The sequence below is a fragment of the Clostridium punense genome, from assembly GCF_017874425.1.
GTDB classification, from domain to species: Bacteria; Bacillota; Clostridia; order Clostridiales; family Clostridiaceae; genus Clostridium_J; species Clostridium_J punense.
On sequence record NZ_JAGGLL010000035.1, the window covers coordinates 23,104 to 38,808 of the forward strand.

The following is a 15,705-nucleotide window of genomic DNA, read 5'->3' on the forward strand; positions in this document are numbered from 1 at the left end:
AAATTTTATTTGTTCAATTGGAATTTGATTTCAAAGGAATGGCACAAAGTGGATTTATTCTTATTTAGTGAGAAAATATACTAAGAATGACCCTACTTTATTATAACTATCTAAATAACCTTACTAATTAATACAGTAATTAAAGTAATAAAAACCATTTTAACTGGGAAGCTGAGTCCTTTATAATTTGAGTCCATAAAGTCATTAACAGCCTTTTCTCTTCCACCCTCATTTATGCTTAAAATATGTGAATACATTGCATTTCCCCTAAGCCCATAGGAAGCTCCTGAAATTATTATGCAGATTTTTACAGTGATTATATAACTAAAGACTGTTACCTTATTTCTTTGAATATAATTCTATTAATTACGTTTTATGGAGGAATTTTCAATGAGAAGTATTGCTGTTAAAGAACATGTTTTTCAAGAGCTAATCCCTAAAGAACAGGTAATTCCTTTTACTATGTTTTATGCTATAGGAGAAGATAAGGATTCCTTTTTTATAACAAATGATAACAATATAATTATTGGACAACAACGTCCTACATCACCTTTATGGGTTTATATTAAAAATCAGTTAAGTAGTAATGAAATAAAAGAGGTTGTGAATATCATAGGAGAAAGGTTAGTACTAAATCCTAATCTTATGGTTGATGGAGAAGATAGAAATATTAAGTCTATACTAGAAGAGGTTTCACGTATTTTTGGAATTTCATTTAAAGTTAACATTTCAAAAAATTCCTATGTTTGTCATAATACTATAAAACCTGAAAAAGGTTCTGGTCACCTTTCCAAAGTTAATGAAAGTGATTTAGAAACACTTACTATATTTTCTAGAGATAATTGGGAAGATATCGGTTTTGGACTTCTTACACCAGAGCAAGCCATAAAGTTTGCAAAACGAAAACTAGTTAAAAAGGATTTTCATGTTTGGAGAAATGAAGATGGAAAAGTAGTTGCCATGGCTTCTGTGCATAAACATGGTAAAATTGCCTTTACTGATGGGGTGTTCACAGATAGAAATGAGAGAAATAAAGGTTATGGAAAGTTCTTAGTGCACGAAATTACAAAAGAGCTACTAGGTGGTGGATTTTTGCCCATATTATATGCAGATCGTAGACAGGTTGTTCCTAACCATATATATAAAAGTATTGGCTATGAATACTGCGGGGAGATTACAGAATATAGGTTTTTAAGTATTTAGTTGTAGGTTACAAACATTGCATTTGGATTTCAAAAGTTGCGTTTCACTTACAAATATTCAGTTATCACTTACAAACATTACATCTGGAATTACAAAGTAGCTTCTCATCTTACTATTAACAAAGGATATGGGAAGTTGATGTTATAATTAACCTAGGAATATGTTGAGTCAATAAAAACATACCTAAATTTAATAAGTATTTATTGATAAACAATAAATATTGTGGTATTATAGACATATAAAATAATTTTGAGGTGATTTTTAATGAAAAAGTATTCAACAACTTTCTTAAAGATAGCTGTTACGCTTATTGGAATTCCCGTTCTTGCCCTATGTATATTTTGGGTGCCTGGATTTGTGGGCTACATTCATTTTCCTATTATAATGGGTGTGTACCTATCGGCGTTAACTTTCTTCTTTGCTCTTTACCAAGCTATTAAGCTTTTAACCTATATCGACAAGAATAAGGCTTTCTCAGAATTATCCGTAAAGGCATTAAAGAATATAAAATACTGTGCAAACACAATCAGTGTTATATACTTAGTAATTGTACCATTCATATTCCCAATAGCAGATGCAGATGATGCGCCTGGTCTTGTGGCATTCCCATTAATCATTATTTTTGGAGCAATGGTTATTGCAGTGTTTGCTGCTGTACTTCAAAGGCTTTTACATGATGCTATAGAAATGAAGTCTGAAAATGAATTGACGATATGAGGTGAAAAACATGGCAATTATAATAAATGTTGATGTGATGCTTGCTAAAAGGAAAATGAGCGTTACAGAACTTTCAGAGAGAGTTGGAATAACCATGGCAAACCTCTCTATACTTAAAAATGGAAAGGCAAAGGCTATTAGATTTTCAACTTTAGAGGGGATTTGTAAGGCTTTGGACTGTCAACCAGGGGATATTTTAGAATATAGAAGTGATACTTAAGGAATTTTAAGTTCGAAAAGTAATTTGAATTTGTGAGGAAGGTTTATTTGGGGGAAATATATGAGGATTAAATTAATTCAACCGGCTATGCTGCCACGACCTATGGATACTAAGTTGAAAACAAGAATGTCTCCTTCATTAGCTTTGTTAACACTAGCTAAGCTTACGCCAAAGGAACACGAAGTTGTTATTGAGAACGAAAATATAGAAGCTATAGATTTCAATGAACATGTAGATTTGGTAGCAATAACTGTAACTGTAGATGTTATGAATAGAGCTGTGGAAATATCAAAGGAATTTAAAAAGCATGGAGTAACAGTTATAGCAGGTGGCATACATATTACAGCAGATCCACAGGGAGCCATAAATTCTTTTGATGCTATATGTGTTGGTATGGCTGAGAGAATTTGGGGAAAAATACTTAGGGATAAAGAAGATAATTCTCTTAAAAAGGTATACTATGATATGGATAATATAGATGGAGAAGAAGTAGTGTCCCCTGACTATTCTGCTATTGATAGTAAAAAGTATTTATACACCAATATAGTTAGTACGAGCAGAGGGTGTCCTTTTAAGTGTGATTTTTGCTATAATAGCTGCAAAGACACACTTAAGACTTATATTAGTAGGCCTATAGAAGATGTAATTAGGGATATTAAAGCATTAAAAACAAGACATATAATGTTTATTGACGATAATTTTATTGGAAATCCCAAATGGACCAAAGAATTGTTAAGAGAAATAAAACCCCTTAAATTAAAGTGGAATGCAGCAGTTACTTCAAATATTGTGGACATGCCAGAGCTATTAGATGAAATGAAGGACTCTGGTTGTGAAAGTCTATTTATAGGTTTCGAAAGCATAAATAGTAAATCAATTGATTGTGTCCATAAGGTGCAAAATAGTGTAAATAGATATGAGAAGCTTGTAGAGGAGATTCATAAAAGGGGAATTATGATAAATGCAAGCTTTGTTTTTGGATTAGATGAAGACTCTGTATCAGTTTTTAAGGATACTTTAGAATGGATAGTTAACAACAAGATAGAAACTGTAACTTCACATATCCTCACTCCTTATCCAGGTACAAAGCTATACTCATCCCTCCTAGAGGAAAATAGAATTGTAGACTACAATTTATCAAATTATAACACTGCTCATGTGGTATATAAACCGAAGAACATGACAGATGAAGAGTTATATAAGGGGTACCTATGGATATATAAAGAAGTGTACACTTTTAAAAATATAATAAAAAGATTACCAAGAGCTAAAAAACAATGGATTCCATATCTAGCTTTTAATTTGTTTTATAGAAAGTTTGGAAAGTTCACTGAAGCATTGTGTGATATAGTTTCCTTCAAGAATATAGGAAGATTCTTTAGATGGTTAGCTTATTCTATAAAGTAGGTAGTTAAAGTTATATATTATAACAGTCTATAAGCGAATAATATATTTGCAAAGGGCAGAGATGCTATAAATTGTTGATAAGTATATGGGGAGTTTCAATATAGGAAACTGTAAGCCTTAAACAGTAGTTATAAAGCAAATTCTATGGTGAACTTTTCTTTAAATATAAATTAAGGGAACTCTTAAAGTTACCTTAAAACATAGGATATAATCAACAATATTCTTAAATAGAGATTAAATTTGAAATAAAGCTTAAAAGATATATACAAGCTTAGTTTTATGTATTAGATTCCAATAAGATAAAAAACATAAGGCATACCAACATGGCATGCCTTGTATTTATAATGTAGTGAAATTTTCTAAATAAGTTTGGACTAAAGTATTTTGTGGAAGATTAGGTCATCCACATACTCACCAGTAACTTCATCTTTATGATGTCTTAATACGGTGCCACCGTGTACAAAGCCAAGTTTTTTTACAGCATTTAAAGAGGCTTTATTATCACTGTATACGTAAATTCTCGCTATGTTAACCCCTTCAGTTTTCATTTGCTCTAGAGCAAAGTTAGTAAGTTCTGCTGCAAGACCTATACCACGCGCTATGGGGTGGGTAGCTGCGGTTAAAAAGGCAGCATGAGATTTCTCTTTAGTTGTTTCACGTCTACCTCTAACAACACATAAAATTTCGAAAGGCTCCTCATGAGACACAGCAACATATGTAAGCTGAGAAGCATTGTCTACAAAATTCATAACTTCTTTTTTGTCATTAAGTTCTGTAAAGGAGATATCTGCACCCTCTGTTTTTAATAATTCTATTAAAAACCATACCCCGTCAATGTCCTTAGATTCCATTTTTCGTAAATAATAATTCAAGATAACACCTCACTAATATGTATTTCTAAGTAAAAAAACTTAATTTTGCTTATGCTATAGAGAGTGTGGAAAATTCATCGTAATTAACATATAATTCCATTGTATCATAGGAAACAAAGCAATCATAGTAGCTAAGTTGATCCTATGGGTTAATATGGATATTATTTTTGCAATTAATTATCTTTATTTTACAAGATTAGAACCAAAAGAAGTTTAAGATATGAGTAGGTGACTAAAAATAAGTTTTTGTATGGGATAATTTTTTCCATGCAAATCATGCCTATTGAAATTAACTTACATTTCTAAGGTGTTTCAGAAATAAACTTGCTAGGTAGTAAATCTATAATAAGCTTTATAAATGTAAAAACATAATTCAACAAGTGTTTTTCAGAGGAAGGAGATATATTCTTATGGATAATGCTAAAGACTCAAAGAAAAAGATGAACAAAAAAATCTTTACGATATTAATAATTTTGGCTATTTTTATGGGTTGTTTTTTTGCTTACTATAAATATGAGCAAAGTAAAGTAAAGTTTAATCCTGAAGGCTTTTCAGTGGAAACTAACAGTAAGGACATTGAAGTAATAACTAAAGAGTGGATGGAAGCATATACTACTCAACTTAAGGCATGGTATGTACCTAAAACACAAAGGGTTAAGGAGTATTATATAGAGACCATAGAAATCAAAGAAGCCAATGTGGTTCAAGTTAATTTTTCTATTGTAATGGAAAAGTTAAAGGAGAGTAGTGCAGTGAAATGGAATGGAGTTTTAGAAGGCAATAAAATTAAATGCCAATGGGTGTTAAGATTCCAAGAAGAGGCTAACCAAAAGGGGAACCCTATTTACACCGCAGTTAGAGTTCAAAGACCTGCTGCATATGATTTAGAGAAGTATCAAACTAGTGGAGAAAAAGAAAGAGATGAGTATAAACAAAAGTATGAAGCAGAGATTCCATATAAAAATCAGGAAAACACCTATAAAATACAAGATAAAATCTGCTATGTGAGCTATGATGGTGGAAGTAATTGGACAAAAGTTCCTGTCCCCTTAGAGAAGTTAGTAGCTGTAGGAGATGGAACACCTTATTTTAATAAACTTCAAGAAAAAAGTTATACAATCACTCCTGAAAAAACTGCTTTTATCTATGGTGGCACTAGAGAAATACCTTTGACCATCACCTATTCTGAGGATAAAGGAGTTACTTGGAGAACTTCAGAAATAAGTACATCTCTAGATAGTGCAAGAGTAAGGTTTTGTAGCTTCCCAACTACCAGAGTTGGATATGTTATTTCTTCAACAGGACGAACTATGTCTCAAGAAGAGCAAGTTATTTTTAAGACAGAGGATGGTGGTGAAACCTGGAAGGAAACAGGCCATGGACCGAGAACTAACCTTTTACAATCAGGCGGATTTATTGATGAGAACATAGGGTTTATGAGCTATCCAAAGATAGAAGGAGCTGAAACTAATATTTACAGAACAGAAGATGGAGGAAGAACTTTTGAACCAATTACGCTTCCCGTGAACAAACAGGAGTGGATGGGAGTAACTTTCGAACCTTTTATTCAACCAGAAACACCTTATATTGAAGGGGATCAACTATTTCTTTTAGTAGGTCAAGGGCCAGAAGGTGACTTTAAGGGAGGGAAACTCATGGCAAAATACAAGTCCCAGGATAAGGGTAAAACTTGGACATTTGTTGAATTAGTGGAACCACCATCTAGGGAAGAAGGTTAGTTAATATAGAAGTAATATAGAGAGAAGCTTAAGCTTTCTCTCTACATTACTTCTAATTGTTTTATTAACTTAAAAATAACTGAAATATATAACCTGCTAAGATACCACCAGTATAAATGGTTCCTATATAAAAAAGCATAGCTCTCTTTTTTAAGAAGGTAGATAGTCCTGCAATAACAGGAATACCAGTAGCTTTTCCTGTTATCATAAAGGCAAGTACAACTCCTTCTCCAGCACCAGAATTTATTAGTGATTTTAATAGAGGTAAGGCGGAGGAATCGTTAAGGTATAAAGGAAGACCAATGGTTGCCGCTAGTGGAATTGAGTAACTTTTATCAGCGCTGAATAAAGTCATAATAAGGCTTTGAGGAATCAGAATCTCTACAAATTTACCAATAGCAATGAAAATTATAAAGTACAGAAGAATCTTTTTAACTCCTATATTAATAAACTCCTTTGCTAGTTTGTCTAATTTATATTTTTTAACGAATCCAATTGAGGAATTGTTAGCTCTTTCATCAGTGTAGCTAATTTGTTTTTTTACTGTAGCTGTTTTGATTTTTAATTCACTTGAATCTTTAAGTTCTAGTATATTATTAGAAGCACAGCAGTTTTCAAGAGTATTAACTTCTTTATCTCTAGTATAGCAACTTTCATTATTAGTAATATTAATGGTTGAATTACAACAAATACTCTCATTACTAACATTACTTTCAGAACAGCATCCTACAGTTTTATTTGAGATTATTCTAAATTGATTTTTAAAGAACTTTGTTTTCTTCTCTAAGTAGTTAGCTAAAAAGCCTGCAAATACTCCAAGGACAATGGAGGATATTAACATGGCAGTAGCAAACTCGCTTCCAAAGAAGGCTGTTTCAAACATATATTCAGAAGGACTAGTTAAGGGAGAGGATATTAAGAATGCCATTACAGGTCCCCAAGGCATTGCAGATGCAAACATGGCAAATAAAACTGCCATTGTACCACAAGCACAAAGGGGAGTTAAAGATCCAAATAAAATTGCACCAGGTATAGACACACCAGACTTTTTCATCAGCATATTTTTAAGCTTTTCAGAATCAACATAGACACTTATACTTACAGCTAAAATTATGCCAATAAGTAAGATATACCAGTCAGCCTTAAGGTAGCTCCAAATACTCATTATAATTTCTATAATAAAAACTTCCATAAAAAAATCTCCTTTTTAATTAATTCAAAATAAATTTGTATCAAACATTATTTGTATTATACAAATATAAACTTCAATAGATTACAAAATTAATGTAATCTATAATATGGCAATATATTTGCATCATACAAGCATGTGATAAGAATTTTAACAACAATTTGGGTTAGCTTTTTCAAAGGCTTTAAGTAACTTTGATACACAGCTAAGTATATCTAGGACTTCACCATCTGGAATATTTTTAATTATTTTTTTATAGTATTCATTAACAGAATGGCTAAGTTCTTTTGCAGCATTAATACCTGAATCACTTAGGCTTACAACTACAACCCTTCTATCTGATTCATCTCTATCTCTATTTATAATCCCATCTCTAACTAACTTATCAATAACTCGTGTCATGGTGCTAGAATCAAGATTCATTTTTTCACTTAGCTCGTTCATAGTTAAACTTCCAACCTTTAAAATTTCCAACATAGCATAGCACTGTGAACTGGTAAATCCATGAACCTTTATTTGGTCTCTTTCAAATAACTGAAAAACCCTGACTAATTTTTGAACCATTTGTCCAACTTCCTCAACACAGCAGGTATCGTCATTGTTAATTGTATTGAGCACTTCAATTGCGGAGTATTTTTCATCCTCTACTTTCATCTAATCACCTCATTTCAAAATAATTGTATCATACAAGTATTTCGAAATCAATATGGTTTTAAAAGCTTTAATAAATGAGTATTTCAATAAATCTGTAATAGTTGTTATTTGCAACTATTACAGATTATAATTATATTGAGGTGGATATATGGAAATTCAAAGTAAAGTTTACTTGAGAGAACTTATTAGATTACTTGTTAGAAATTTAGGACTTTTAGAAAAAATTGAGGCAAGTTGTTGTGAAATTACCATTTCCCAGTGCCACGCAATAGTAGAAATCGGTAGAATAGAAAAGTTATCACTTAATGAACTAGCTGAATTATTACAATTAGATAAAAGCACTATAAGTAGAACTATAAATAATTTAGTAGATTTAGGATTAGTACAAAGAGAGGTATCACCTGAAGACAGAAGATATATAACTATAAATTTGACCAAGGAAGGCAAAAAAATTTATAAAAATATAGAGGATAGTATGGATGAATATTACTTAAATATATTTAATTCAATTACAGAAGAAAAACGTAGCCAAGTACTTGAAAGTTTAGAGCTATTAACTGACGCTATCAAAAATAATAAATGCTTTTAGGAGGGGATGGAGTATGAAATTTAAAGTTAGAGTAGGTAATATAAATGATGCTAGTTCAATTACTAGGATTTATAACCAAGGTATAGAGGATAGAATAGCAACCTTAGAAACCAGACTTAGGAATGAAAAGGACATGACGGAGTGGCTTACAAATAGAGAAGAGAGATATAAGGTTATTGTTATTGAGGATGATGATAATATTATTTATGGTTGGGCTTCTATTAATGTATTTAATTCAAGATGCTGCTATAGCGGGGTTGGGGATATTTCAATCTATATTGGAAGAGAACATCGTGGTAAAGGAGTTGGTAAAATACTTTTAAATGCATTACTTCATGTAGCAAAAGAACAAGACTTTCATAAGCTAGTACTAAGTACCTTTGATTTTAATAAAGTAGGACATAAACTGTATAAAGCCTTAGGGTTTCGTGAAGTGGGAACTTATATGGAGCAAGGGATTTTAGATGGTAAGTTTGTTAATATAACTGTTATGGAAAAATTGCTATAAGATTAAATTAACAGTGAGCTAATAGGCTGAGGAAAAATGCTTAGCCTATTTTTATTTAATTGACTTCTTTTTTTTATTTGTGTAACATATGATTATAAACGAATATGATAATATGAGAGGTGAAAAAATGGATTTATTACAAGTGATGAAGGCTTTATCTGATGAAACACGTCTGAGAATTCTTTATTTACTAAAAGATGGGGATTTATGTGTTTGTGAACTAGAATTACTTTTAGAAATAAATCAGTCAAATGCCTCAAGGCACCTTAATAAGCTAACTAATGCTAAAATCTTAGAATTTTATAAGGTAGCAAAGTATGTTTATTATAAGATAAACCCAGAAATTATTGAGGAATTTCCATTTATAAAAGAAGTTATAAATGACCATGGGAGTAAAATAAAGCAGTGTAGTTTAGATTATGAAAAGCTTAAAAAATATAGAGCTAGTGGCTTAACCTGCGATGATTTAAAGCAAGGAAACATTGACTATGAATGTGGCTGCAAAAATAATTGCCAAGGATAAATAACGAATGTATATAAAGGAGAAAAACTATGAAACCAAAAGTAGCTTTTATTTGTGTACACAATTCCTGTAGATCTCAGATGGCAGAGGCTTTAGGGAAATTATTTGCTAAGGAAGTTTATGAATCTTATTCAGCAGGAACGGAGACAAAACCGCAGATAAACCAAGATGCAGTAAGAATAATAAAGGATTTATATAATGTAGATATGAACCAAAGTCAGAGTTCAAAACTTTTAAGTGATATACCAGAGGCGGATATAGTTATAAAAATGGGATGTAATGTGGTGTGTCCAATTGTTCCAGGAAAGCACATTGAAGATTGGGGCTTAGAGGACCCAACTGGTAAAAGTGATGAGGAATTTATAAAAACTGCAAGAACTGTTGAAGAGAAGGTTAAGGACTTAGCTAATAGGATTAAAAATGGAGAAATTAAATTGTAAAAGTAAATACTTTAGAAGAGTTTAAGCACTTAGAAATAGTGGAGTGCAAACTTAGTAGAATTGTATAGAAACTAGGCAAGTTAATTTTAATAGCTGAATTTAATAAAATTTCAATAAGATAGAATCAAATGCTTAGACAAATAAAAAAGCACATTGAAACCAGTTTACATAAACAAATATTTAAGGAGGCAAGTTATGTCTGTAGAAAATAAAAAAGAAAATATGGGGATAGGGTTCTTTGAAAGATACCTAACTGTATGGGTTGCTATTTGTATTGTAGTGGGTATTCTTGTAGGTCAAATTTTGCCTATTATTCCTCAGACTTTAAACAAGTTTGAATATTACAATGTATCTATTCCAGTTGCTATTTTAATTTGGTTAATGATTTATCCAATGATGCTGAAAATAGATTTTTCAAGCATTGTTAATGCTACTAAAAAGCCAAAGGGGCTTATTGTTACTTGCGTAACAAATTGGCTTATTAAGCCATTTACCATGTATTTAATTGCTGCATTTTTCTTTAATGTAGTTTTTAAAACTTGGATACCAGTGGATCTTGCTAAAGATTATTTAGCTGGTGCAGTACTTTTAGGGGCAGCTCCTTGTACAGCTATGGTATTTGTTTGGAGCCATTTAACTAAGGGTGACCCAGCTTACACACTAGTTCAAGTGGCTGTAAATGATCTAATTATTTTAATTGCTTTTACTCCAATTGTAGCTTTTTTATTAGGAGTAAGTGATGTTTCTGTACCCTATGGAACCTTGATTATGTCAACTATTTTATTTGTAGTTATACCTCTAACAGCAGGATTTATAACAAGGACTATAATTGTTAAAAATAAGGGCCTTGAGTATTTTAATAATGTGTTTTTAAAGAAGTTTGATAATATAACAATTATCGGATTACTTCTAACTTTAATTATAATTTTTTCTTTCCAAGGGGATATTATAATTAACAATCCACTTCACATAGTGTTAATTGCAGTGCCATTAACAATTCAAACCTTTCTTATATTTGGAATTGCTTATGGATGGGCAAAGCTTTGGAAATTACCACATAACATTGCAGCACCAGCTGGAATGATTGGAGCAAGTAACTTTTTTGAACTTGCTGTGGCTGTTGCCATTGCACTATTTGGTTTAAAGTCAGGGGCTGCTCTAGCAACAGTGGTTGGGGTACTAGTAGAAGTACCTGTTATGTTAACCCTTGTTAAAATTGCAAATAATACAAGACCTTGGTTTACAAGTGAAAATAAATAAATGTAAAAGGGTCGGATTTTGCCGACCTTTTAATTTTATAAACTCAACTCTATAAAGTGAAAAACAAAATAACTAAGTTTATCCCAGAATATGCATACTGACCTTTTCTGTGTTTAATATAAGGTATCAAAGAAGTATCATGGCTAAGGTTATAGTATGTCAGATGATTTTACTTTATGTAGTAGCTCCACTGATAATGAAATTTTAACTACCAACTAAAAGAGGTGTACGTACTAACTTGCAGTGATTATAAATTAATAGATTTAGGACACTATATAAATATATATACAAGTTGTCAATTTAGGAAAACACCACTTTTACGCAGTAGTAAAAAGGATAATCTTATTTTTAAATAGTTATTACCTTGAAAGCAATTGTATGATCATAAACTAATATAATCATATAATGTTGTAATAAATAAAAAATATATAATTAATAATGAAGGAGGATTATATGAGCTGGGAATATAAGACAATAGGAATTAATGAATTTGAAGGGCTTAAAGATACATCTAAACTACAAGAAGAACTTAATAATTATGGAGCACAAGGGTGGGAGTTAATATCAGTGTTAAAGCCACAGCATACTGGTGAGGGATGGTTACCTAAAATTCAAAATGATGTAGTAGTATTTAAAAGAAAGACTGGAAACTAGTATTAACTTGTACTTAGTATACTTAAGATAAATCAAATATGATTCAAATGTAATATATATGTACTTTAAAACAAATTAATATAAATATTTTAAGGGGAGATAGGAATATGAAGTTAGAACTTTTTGAAAAACCAATGTGCTGTCCTACAGGAATTTGTGGACCATCTGTAGATGAGACCTTAGTAAAATTACAGGAAAATATAAAGATTTTACAAGAAAAGTATAGTGATTTAAAGGTAGAAAGATATCAACCACAAACTCATGGACTTCAATTTATGGCAGCCAAGGATGTATCACAGTTTGTAAAGGAAGAAAAAATGAAAGCTCTTCCAATTACAAAAGTAAATGGGGTAATTATAAAGAAAGGTGAATATCCAACTTTAGAGGAAATAGAAGAGGCACTAAGGAGTGAATAAAATGACACCTAAATTTATCTTTTTCTCTGGAAAGGGTGGAGTTGGTAAGACCTCAATGGCCTGTACAACGGCTATTTATAATGCAGATAAGGGGTTAAAAACATTAATAGTTACAACGGATCCTGCATCTAACCTTTCTGATGTGTTTGAACAAGAAATAGGGCATAAAATAACTAAAATAAATAATGTAGATAACCTTTATGCCATGGAAATAGACCCGGATAGGTCTACTGAAGAATATAAAGAAAGACTTTTAGCTCCAATGAGAGAATTGTTTTTCGATGAAGATATGATAAAAATAGCTGATGAACAGCTTAGTGGCCCTTGTACAGCAGAGATGGCCTCTTTTGATAAATTTATTGATTTCATGGGGGAAACTGAGTATGAGGTAGTAATTTTTGATACTGCACCAACAGGGCATACCATAAGGCTTTTGGAATTACCTGTGGATTGGAGTAAGCATATTGAAGAAGCCTCAAAAGGCAGCGGACAAACTTGTATGGGGCCAGTGTCCATGATTCAAGAAAGTAAGGGTAAGTTTGATAGAGCCATTGAAAAGCTTAGGGATACCAGTCAAACAGAGTTTATTTTTGTCATGCAACCAGAAGCTACATCTTTAGACGAAACTTTACGATCCTCTAAGGAATTAATGGAACTAGGAATTAAAACTTCAAAAATTATTATTAATGGGTTCATTCCTAAAAAAGAAGCTGAAACACCCTTCTTTGAAAGTAGATATAATATGCAGCAAGAGTATTATAAAAAAGCTAAGAAAACTTTTAAAAATATTCCCATGGATACCATGGAGTTATTTCATACAGAGCTGAAGGGAGTAAAGAGGTTTAGGGTAATTGTAGAAGCTCTTTACAAGGGAAAAACACTAGAAACCCTGGAAGATAAAAATGAATTAGAAGATATAAAAGATGTTACACCAGATAAAGAGGATGTTAGTAGCTTAATCTACCCAGTTAAAGGAGCACACAAAAATATCTTTTTTTCAGGTAAAGGTGGAGTTGGAAAAACTGTAATGGCCTGCATCACTGCAGTTAATACTGCGTTAAAAGGATATAAGACTTTACTTTTAACTACTGATCCTGCTGCTCATATTGGAAAAGTCTTAGATAAACCAATAGGAGATAGTCCAACAAAAATTGAAGGAATAGAAAACTTATATGCAGCAAAGATTGATCCAAAGGTAGCCTTTGAAGAATATAAGAATTCAGTTTTAGAGGAGGCAAGGAAAAGGTTCAATGAAAGTACTGTTCTTACTATGGAGGAAGAGATGAATTCTCCCTGCACTGAAGAAATGGCTGCTTTCCAAAAATTCATATCCTATGCTAGTGAAGAAACTTATGATGTTATAGTATTTGACACAGCACCTACAGGGCACACCTTAAGATTATTAGAGCTTCCTATGGATTGGAGCAAGCAAATTCAAGTGAAAGCAGGAGTAAATGCAGAAATCAGTGAAGAAGACAGAGTGCAAAAAGAAAGATTTGATAAAGTTATTTCTATGATGAAGGATAGAGAAAAAACTACTTTTGCCTTTGTAATGTATCCTGAAAAAACTCCAATAATTGAGGCTTATAGAGCTTCACAAGAGCTTAAGTCTACAGATATCGAAACTCAGCTGGTAGTAGCTAACTTAATAATACCAGAAGAACAAGCTACAACAGATTTTTTTAAAAATAGGAGATATATGCAGGAGAAATATCTAGTTGAAATAAGAAACACCTTTAACCAAGCTAAAGTTATTAGAGTACCTATGTATCCTAGAGAAATAATTGGACTCAACATGTTAAAGGAAATAGGAGAAAGTATATTATAAAATTACATTGAACTATAGATAACAGGTGATGTTAATAAATATCACCTGTTTTTTTAATTAATCTTCTAATCTATGACAACCTGTTGTCATAGTTACTATGATATATTTTACATATAGTTAATAACCTTTTTAAAAGGCAAGCAATAATAATATTTTGACCCTTCAAGCCTGACATATTCTATAATAGGACGTTGAACAGCCTTGCAGTTATTCAACGTAGATAAATTCATTTGACCACAGTGAAAATCGACTTCTAAAGCGAGTAATGAAATTAATGTGGTTACCCTTTAGAGTTAAAGCTATAGCTAAAAGCAGCTTTTGAAAAAGAATTAATTTATTAAATGAAGATTAAAGCCCAATAAATACTTAAGGCAATTTAGAATTACAAATTATTCAATAGAAAGAAGGAATACTATGAAATTTGAATGGAAAAAGCGAGAAAAAAGTTTATATTTACCTAAAGAAAAGCCCGTTTTAATAACAGTGCCAAAACAAAAGTTTTTTATGATAAGTGGAAAGGGAAATCCAAATAGTGAAGAGTTCTCTGAAAAAATAGGTATACTATATTCCTTAGCCTATGCCGTTAGAATGATGCCAAGAAAAGGTTATACTCCTGAGGGTTATTTTGAATATACAGTTTATCCACTTGAAGGGGTATGGGATCTAACAGAGGAAGGGAGACTATCTGCCACACTTAGAAAGGATGAGTTACTTTATACTATTATGATTAGACAACCTGATTTTGTCACTGAAGAGGTGGTTAATAAAGCTTTTGAAACTGTTAGAAAAAAAGGAGACAATCCCTTGTTAAATGAAGTAACCTTTGGAACTATGGAAGATGGGTTGGCTGTTCAGATGCTGCATGTGGGTTCCTATGATGATGAGGTACAGAGTTTTCAACAAATGAAAAACTTCATTAAAGAAAATAATCTTGAAATAGTAACTTTAAAGCATAGGGAAATTTATATTTCAGATTCAAGAAAAACTGAAAAAAGTAAATTAAAGACGGTTTTAAGATACCAGGTTTGCTATAAATAATGGGGTGAATATGACTCTAATATTTTAAATTTTACTTTAGTAATGAATGTAAAAATAGAGAATTCTATAGTGACTATTTTCTGATATTATTAAAAGTCTCTCTTTTGAGCCAATATTGATAATTAATATAATATAAAACTGGGCAAACAATTTTACTTGTCCAGTTTACTTTTTTTGTCTAACGTAAGAAAAATACTAAAATATTATTTCTTCTTATCCTTCTTCTTTTTATCAAAAAAACCCATAATTAGCAATGTCATAAATAATGCTGTTAATATATATAAGGAGTGTTCCAATAATTTCACCTTCTAACACAGAGCTTAGTTTAATATTCTATATTTTTATTATACATGTAACTCATATTTCGCATAACTATTTTTGGTAATTTTGTAGTTTATTTTTGTAATAAATGTATAGTTATTACTGGATTTAAAGTTATTATAAAGTA

The 15,705-nt window shown here is 31.4% G+C and carries 18 protein-coding genes; 14 read left to right on the plus strand and 4 right to left on the minus strand.

All coding sequences use genetic code 11. The annotated features are described in order from the left end of the window. Positions 1-110: 110 nt before the first annotated feature. Positions 111-257 (minus strand): hypothetical protein, encoded by a 147-nt coding sequence (locus tag J2Z44_RS17320; protein WP_021284294.1) that lies wholly within the window; start codon positions 255-257, stop codon positions 111-113. 133 nt (positions 258-390) lie between these two features. Here J2Z44_RS17320 and J2Z44_RS17325 point away from each other — a divergent pair, with 133 nt between their 5' ends. The 4 genes from J2Z44_RS17325 to J2Z44_RS17340 all read left to right on the plus strand — a co-directional run bounded on the left by J2Z44_RS17325 (position 391) and on the right by J2Z44_RS17340 (position 3,547). After that, complete coding sequence (locus J2Z44_RS17325; protein ID WP_021284293.1) at positions 391-1,203, plus strand: GNAT family N-acetyltransferase; 813 nt, start codon at positions 391-393, stop codon at positions 1,201-1,203. A gap of 264 nt (positions 1,204-1,467) precedes the next feature. Beyond that, complete coding sequence (locus J2Z44_RS17330) at positions 1,468-1,920, plus strand: DUF2975 domain-containing protein (protein ID WP_021284292.1); 453 nt, start codon at positions 1,468-1,470, stop codon at positions 1,918-1,920. A 10-nt stretch (positions 1,921-1,930) separates the two neighbouring features. Next, positions 1,931-2,140 (plus strand): helix-turn-helix domain-containing protein, encoded by a 210-nt coding sequence (locus J2Z44_RS17335; RefSeq protein WP_021284291.1) that lies wholly within the window; start codon positions 1,931-1,933, stop codon positions 2,138-2,140. 60 nt (positions 2,141-2,200) lie between these two features. Next, positions 2,201-3,547: a B12-binding domain-containing radical SAM protein gene (locus tag J2Z44_RS17340; protein WP_021284290.1), complete on the plus strand. Its 1,347-nt coding sequence runs from the start codon at positions 2,201-2,203 to the stop codon at positions 3,545-3,547. A 374-nt stretch (positions 3,548-3,921) separates the two neighbouring features. On the opposite strand, the gene J2Z44_RS17345 is transcribed toward J2Z44_RS17340, so the two are convergent. Further along, a complete protein-coding gene (locus J2Z44_RS17345; RefSeq protein ID WP_031271706.1) occupies positions 3,922-4,419 on the minus strand; it encodes a GNAT family N-acetyltransferase in 498 nt (165 codons plus the stop codon). 410 nt (positions 4,420-4,829) lie between these two features. On the opposite strand from J2Z44_RS17345, the gene J2Z44_RS17350 reads away from it, so the two are divergent. Next, entirely contained in the window at positions 4,830-6,158 is a 1,329-nt protein-coding gene (locus J2Z44_RS17350) for a WD40/YVTN/BNR-like repeat-containing protein (protein WP_021284288.1), read from the plus strand. Positions 6,159-6,222: 64 nt separating this feature from the next. Here the strand turns inward: J2Z44_RS17350 and J2Z44_RS17355 are convergent, their stop codons facing one another. Beyond that, on the minus strand, positions 6,223-7,350 hold the full coding sequence (locus tag J2Z44_RS17355; RefSeq protein ID WP_209649875.1) for a permease: 1,128 nt from the start codon (positions 7,348-7,350) through the stop codon (positions 6,223-6,225). A gap of 147 nt (positions 7,351-7,497) precedes the next feature. Then, the gene (locus J2Z44_RS17360) at positions 7,498-8,001 is read right to left on the minus strand and encodes a MarR family winged helix-turn-helix transcriptional regulator (RefSeq protein ID WP_021284286.1); all 504 of its coding nucleotides are present in this window, start codon (positions 7,999-8,001) and stop codon (positions 7,498-7,500) included. 148 nt (positions 8,002-8,149) lie between these two features. Here J2Z44_RS17360 and J2Z44_RS17365 point away from each other — a divergent pair, with 148 nt between their 5' ends. The 9 genes from J2Z44_RS17365 to J2Z44_RS17405 all read left to right on the plus strand — a co-directional run bounded on the left by J2Z44_RS17365 (position 8,150) and on the right by J2Z44_RS17405 (position 15,257). After that, entirely contained in the window at positions 8,150-8,590 is a 441-nt protein-coding gene (locus J2Z44_RS17365; RefSeq protein WP_021284285.1) for a MarR family winged helix-turn-helix transcriptional regulator, read from the plus strand. A gap of 13 nt (positions 8,591-8,603) precedes the next feature. Continuing rightward, the gene (locus J2Z44_RS17370; RefSeq protein WP_021284284.1) at positions 8,604-9,098 is read left to right on the plus strand and encodes an arsinothricin resistance N-acetyltransferase ArsN1 family A; all 495 of its coding nucleotides are present in this window, start codon (positions 8,604-8,606) and stop codon (positions 9,096-9,098) included. Between the two features lie 127 nt (positions 9,099-9,225). Continuing rightward, positions 9,226-9,621, plus strand: a complete 396-nt coding sequence (locus J2Z44_RS17375) for an ArsR/SmtB family transcription factor (protein ID WP_021284283.1) — start codon at positions 9,226-9,228, stop codon at positions 9,619-9,621. A gap of 29 nt (positions 9,622-9,650) precedes the next feature. Then, a complete protein-coding gene (locus J2Z44_RS17380) occupies positions 9,651-10,061 on the plus strand; it encodes an arsenate reductase ArsC (protein ID WP_021284282.1) in 411 nt (136 codons plus the stop codon). Positions 10,062-10,256: 195 nt separating this feature from the next. Continuing rightward, positions 10,257-11,321, plus strand: a complete 1,065-nt coding sequence (gene arsB, locus J2Z44_RS17385; protein ID WP_021284281.1) for an ACR3 family arsenite efflux transporter — start codon at positions 10,257-10,259, stop codon at positions 11,319-11,321. Between the two features lie 453 nt (positions 11,322-11,774). Next, positions 11,775-11,975: a DUF4177 domain-containing protein gene (locus tag J2Z44_RS17390; protein WP_021284280.1), complete on the plus strand. Its 201-nt coding sequence runs from the start codon at positions 11,775-11,777 to the stop codon at positions 11,973-11,975. Positions 11,976-12,082: 107 nt separating this feature from the next. Further along, positions 12,083-12,391, plus strand: a complete 309-nt coding sequence (gene arsD, locus J2Z44_RS17395) for an arsenite efflux transporter metallochaperone ArsD (RefSeq protein WP_021284279.1) — start codon at positions 12,083-12,085, stop codon at positions 12,389-12,391. Between the two features lies 1 nt (position 12,392). Beyond that, positions 12,393-14,219: a TRC40/GET3/ArsA family transport-energizing ATPase gene (locus J2Z44_RS21650; RefSeq protein ID WP_021284278.1), complete on the plus strand. Its 1,827-nt coding sequence runs from the start codon at positions 12,393-12,395 to the stop codon at positions 14,217-14,219. Between the two features lie 414 nt (positions 14,220-14,633). Beyond that, positions 14,634-15,257 carry a GyrI-like domain-containing protein gene (locus J2Z44_RS17405; protein WP_021284277.1) on the plus strand — a complete coding sequence of 208 codons (624 nt, stop codon included), beginning with the start codon at positions 14,634-14,636 and terminating at the stop codon, positions 15,255-15,257. Positions 15,258-15,705: the final 448 nt, after the last annotated feature.

Coding starts and splice junctions, on each gene's coding strand:
- J2Z44_RS17320 (WP_021284294.1), bottom strand. CDS start 257: ATGTATTCACATATTTTAAGCATAAATGAGGGTGGAAGAGAAAAGGCT.
- J2Z44_RS17325 (WP_021284293.1), top strand. CDS start 391: ATGAGAAGTATTGCTGTTAAAGAACATGTTTTTCAAGAGCTAATCCCT.
- J2Z44_RS17330 (WP_021284292.1), top strand. CDS start 1,468: ATGAAAAAGTATTCAACAACTTTCTTAAAGATAGCTGTTACGCTTATT.
- J2Z44_RS17335 (WP_021284291.1), top strand. CDS start 1,931: ATGGCAATTATAATAAATGTTGATGTGATGCTTGCTAAAAGGAAAATG.
- J2Z44_RS17340 (WP_021284290.1), top strand. CDS start 2,201: ATGAGGATTAAATTAATTCAACCGGCTATGCTGCCACGACCTATGGAT.
- J2Z44_RS17350 (WP_021284288.1), top strand. CDS start 4,830: ATGGATAATGCTAAAGACTCAAAGAAAAAGATGAACAAAAAAATCTTT.
- J2Z44_RS17355 (WP_209649875.1), bottom strand. CDS start 7,350: ATGGAAGTTTTTATTATAGAAATTATAATGAGTATTTGGAGCTACCTT.
- J2Z44_RS17360 (WP_021284286.1), bottom strand. CDS start 8,001: ATGAAAGTAGAGGATGAAAAATACTCCGCAATTGAAGTGCTCAATACA.
- J2Z44_RS17365 (WP_021284285.1), top strand. CDS start 8,150: ATGGAAATTCAAAGTAAAGTTTACTTGAGAGAACTTATTAGATTACTT.
- J2Z44_RS17370 (WP_021284284.1), top strand. CDS start 8,604: ATGAAATTTAAAGTTAGAGTAGGTAATATAAATGATGCTAGTTCAATT.
- J2Z44_RS17375 (WP_021284283.1), top strand. CDS start 9,226: ATGGATTTATTACAAGTGATGAAGGCTTTATCTGATGAAACACGTCTG.
- J2Z44_RS17380 (WP_021284282.1), top strand. CDS start 9,651: ATGAAACCAAAAGTAGCTTTTATTTGTGTACACAATTCCTGTAGATCT.
- arsB (WP_021284281.1), top strand. CDS start 10,257: ATGTCTGTAGAAAATAAAAAAGAAAATATGGGGATAGGGTTCTTTGAA.
- J2Z44_RS17390 (WP_021284280.1), top strand. CDS start 11,775: ATGAGCTGGGAATATAAGACAATAGGAATTAATGAATTTGAAGGGCTT.
- arsD (WP_021284279.1), top strand. CDS start 12,083: ATGAAGTTAGAACTTTTTGAAAAACCAATGTGCTGTCCTACAGGAATT.
- J2Z44_RS21650 (WP_021284278.1), top strand. CDS start 12,393: ATGACACCTAAATTTATCTTTTTCTCTGGAAAGGGTGGAGTTGGTAAG.
- J2Z44_RS17405 (WP_021284277.1), top strand. CDS start 14,634: ATGAAATTTGAATGGAAAAAGCGAGAAAAAAGTTTATATTTACCTAAA.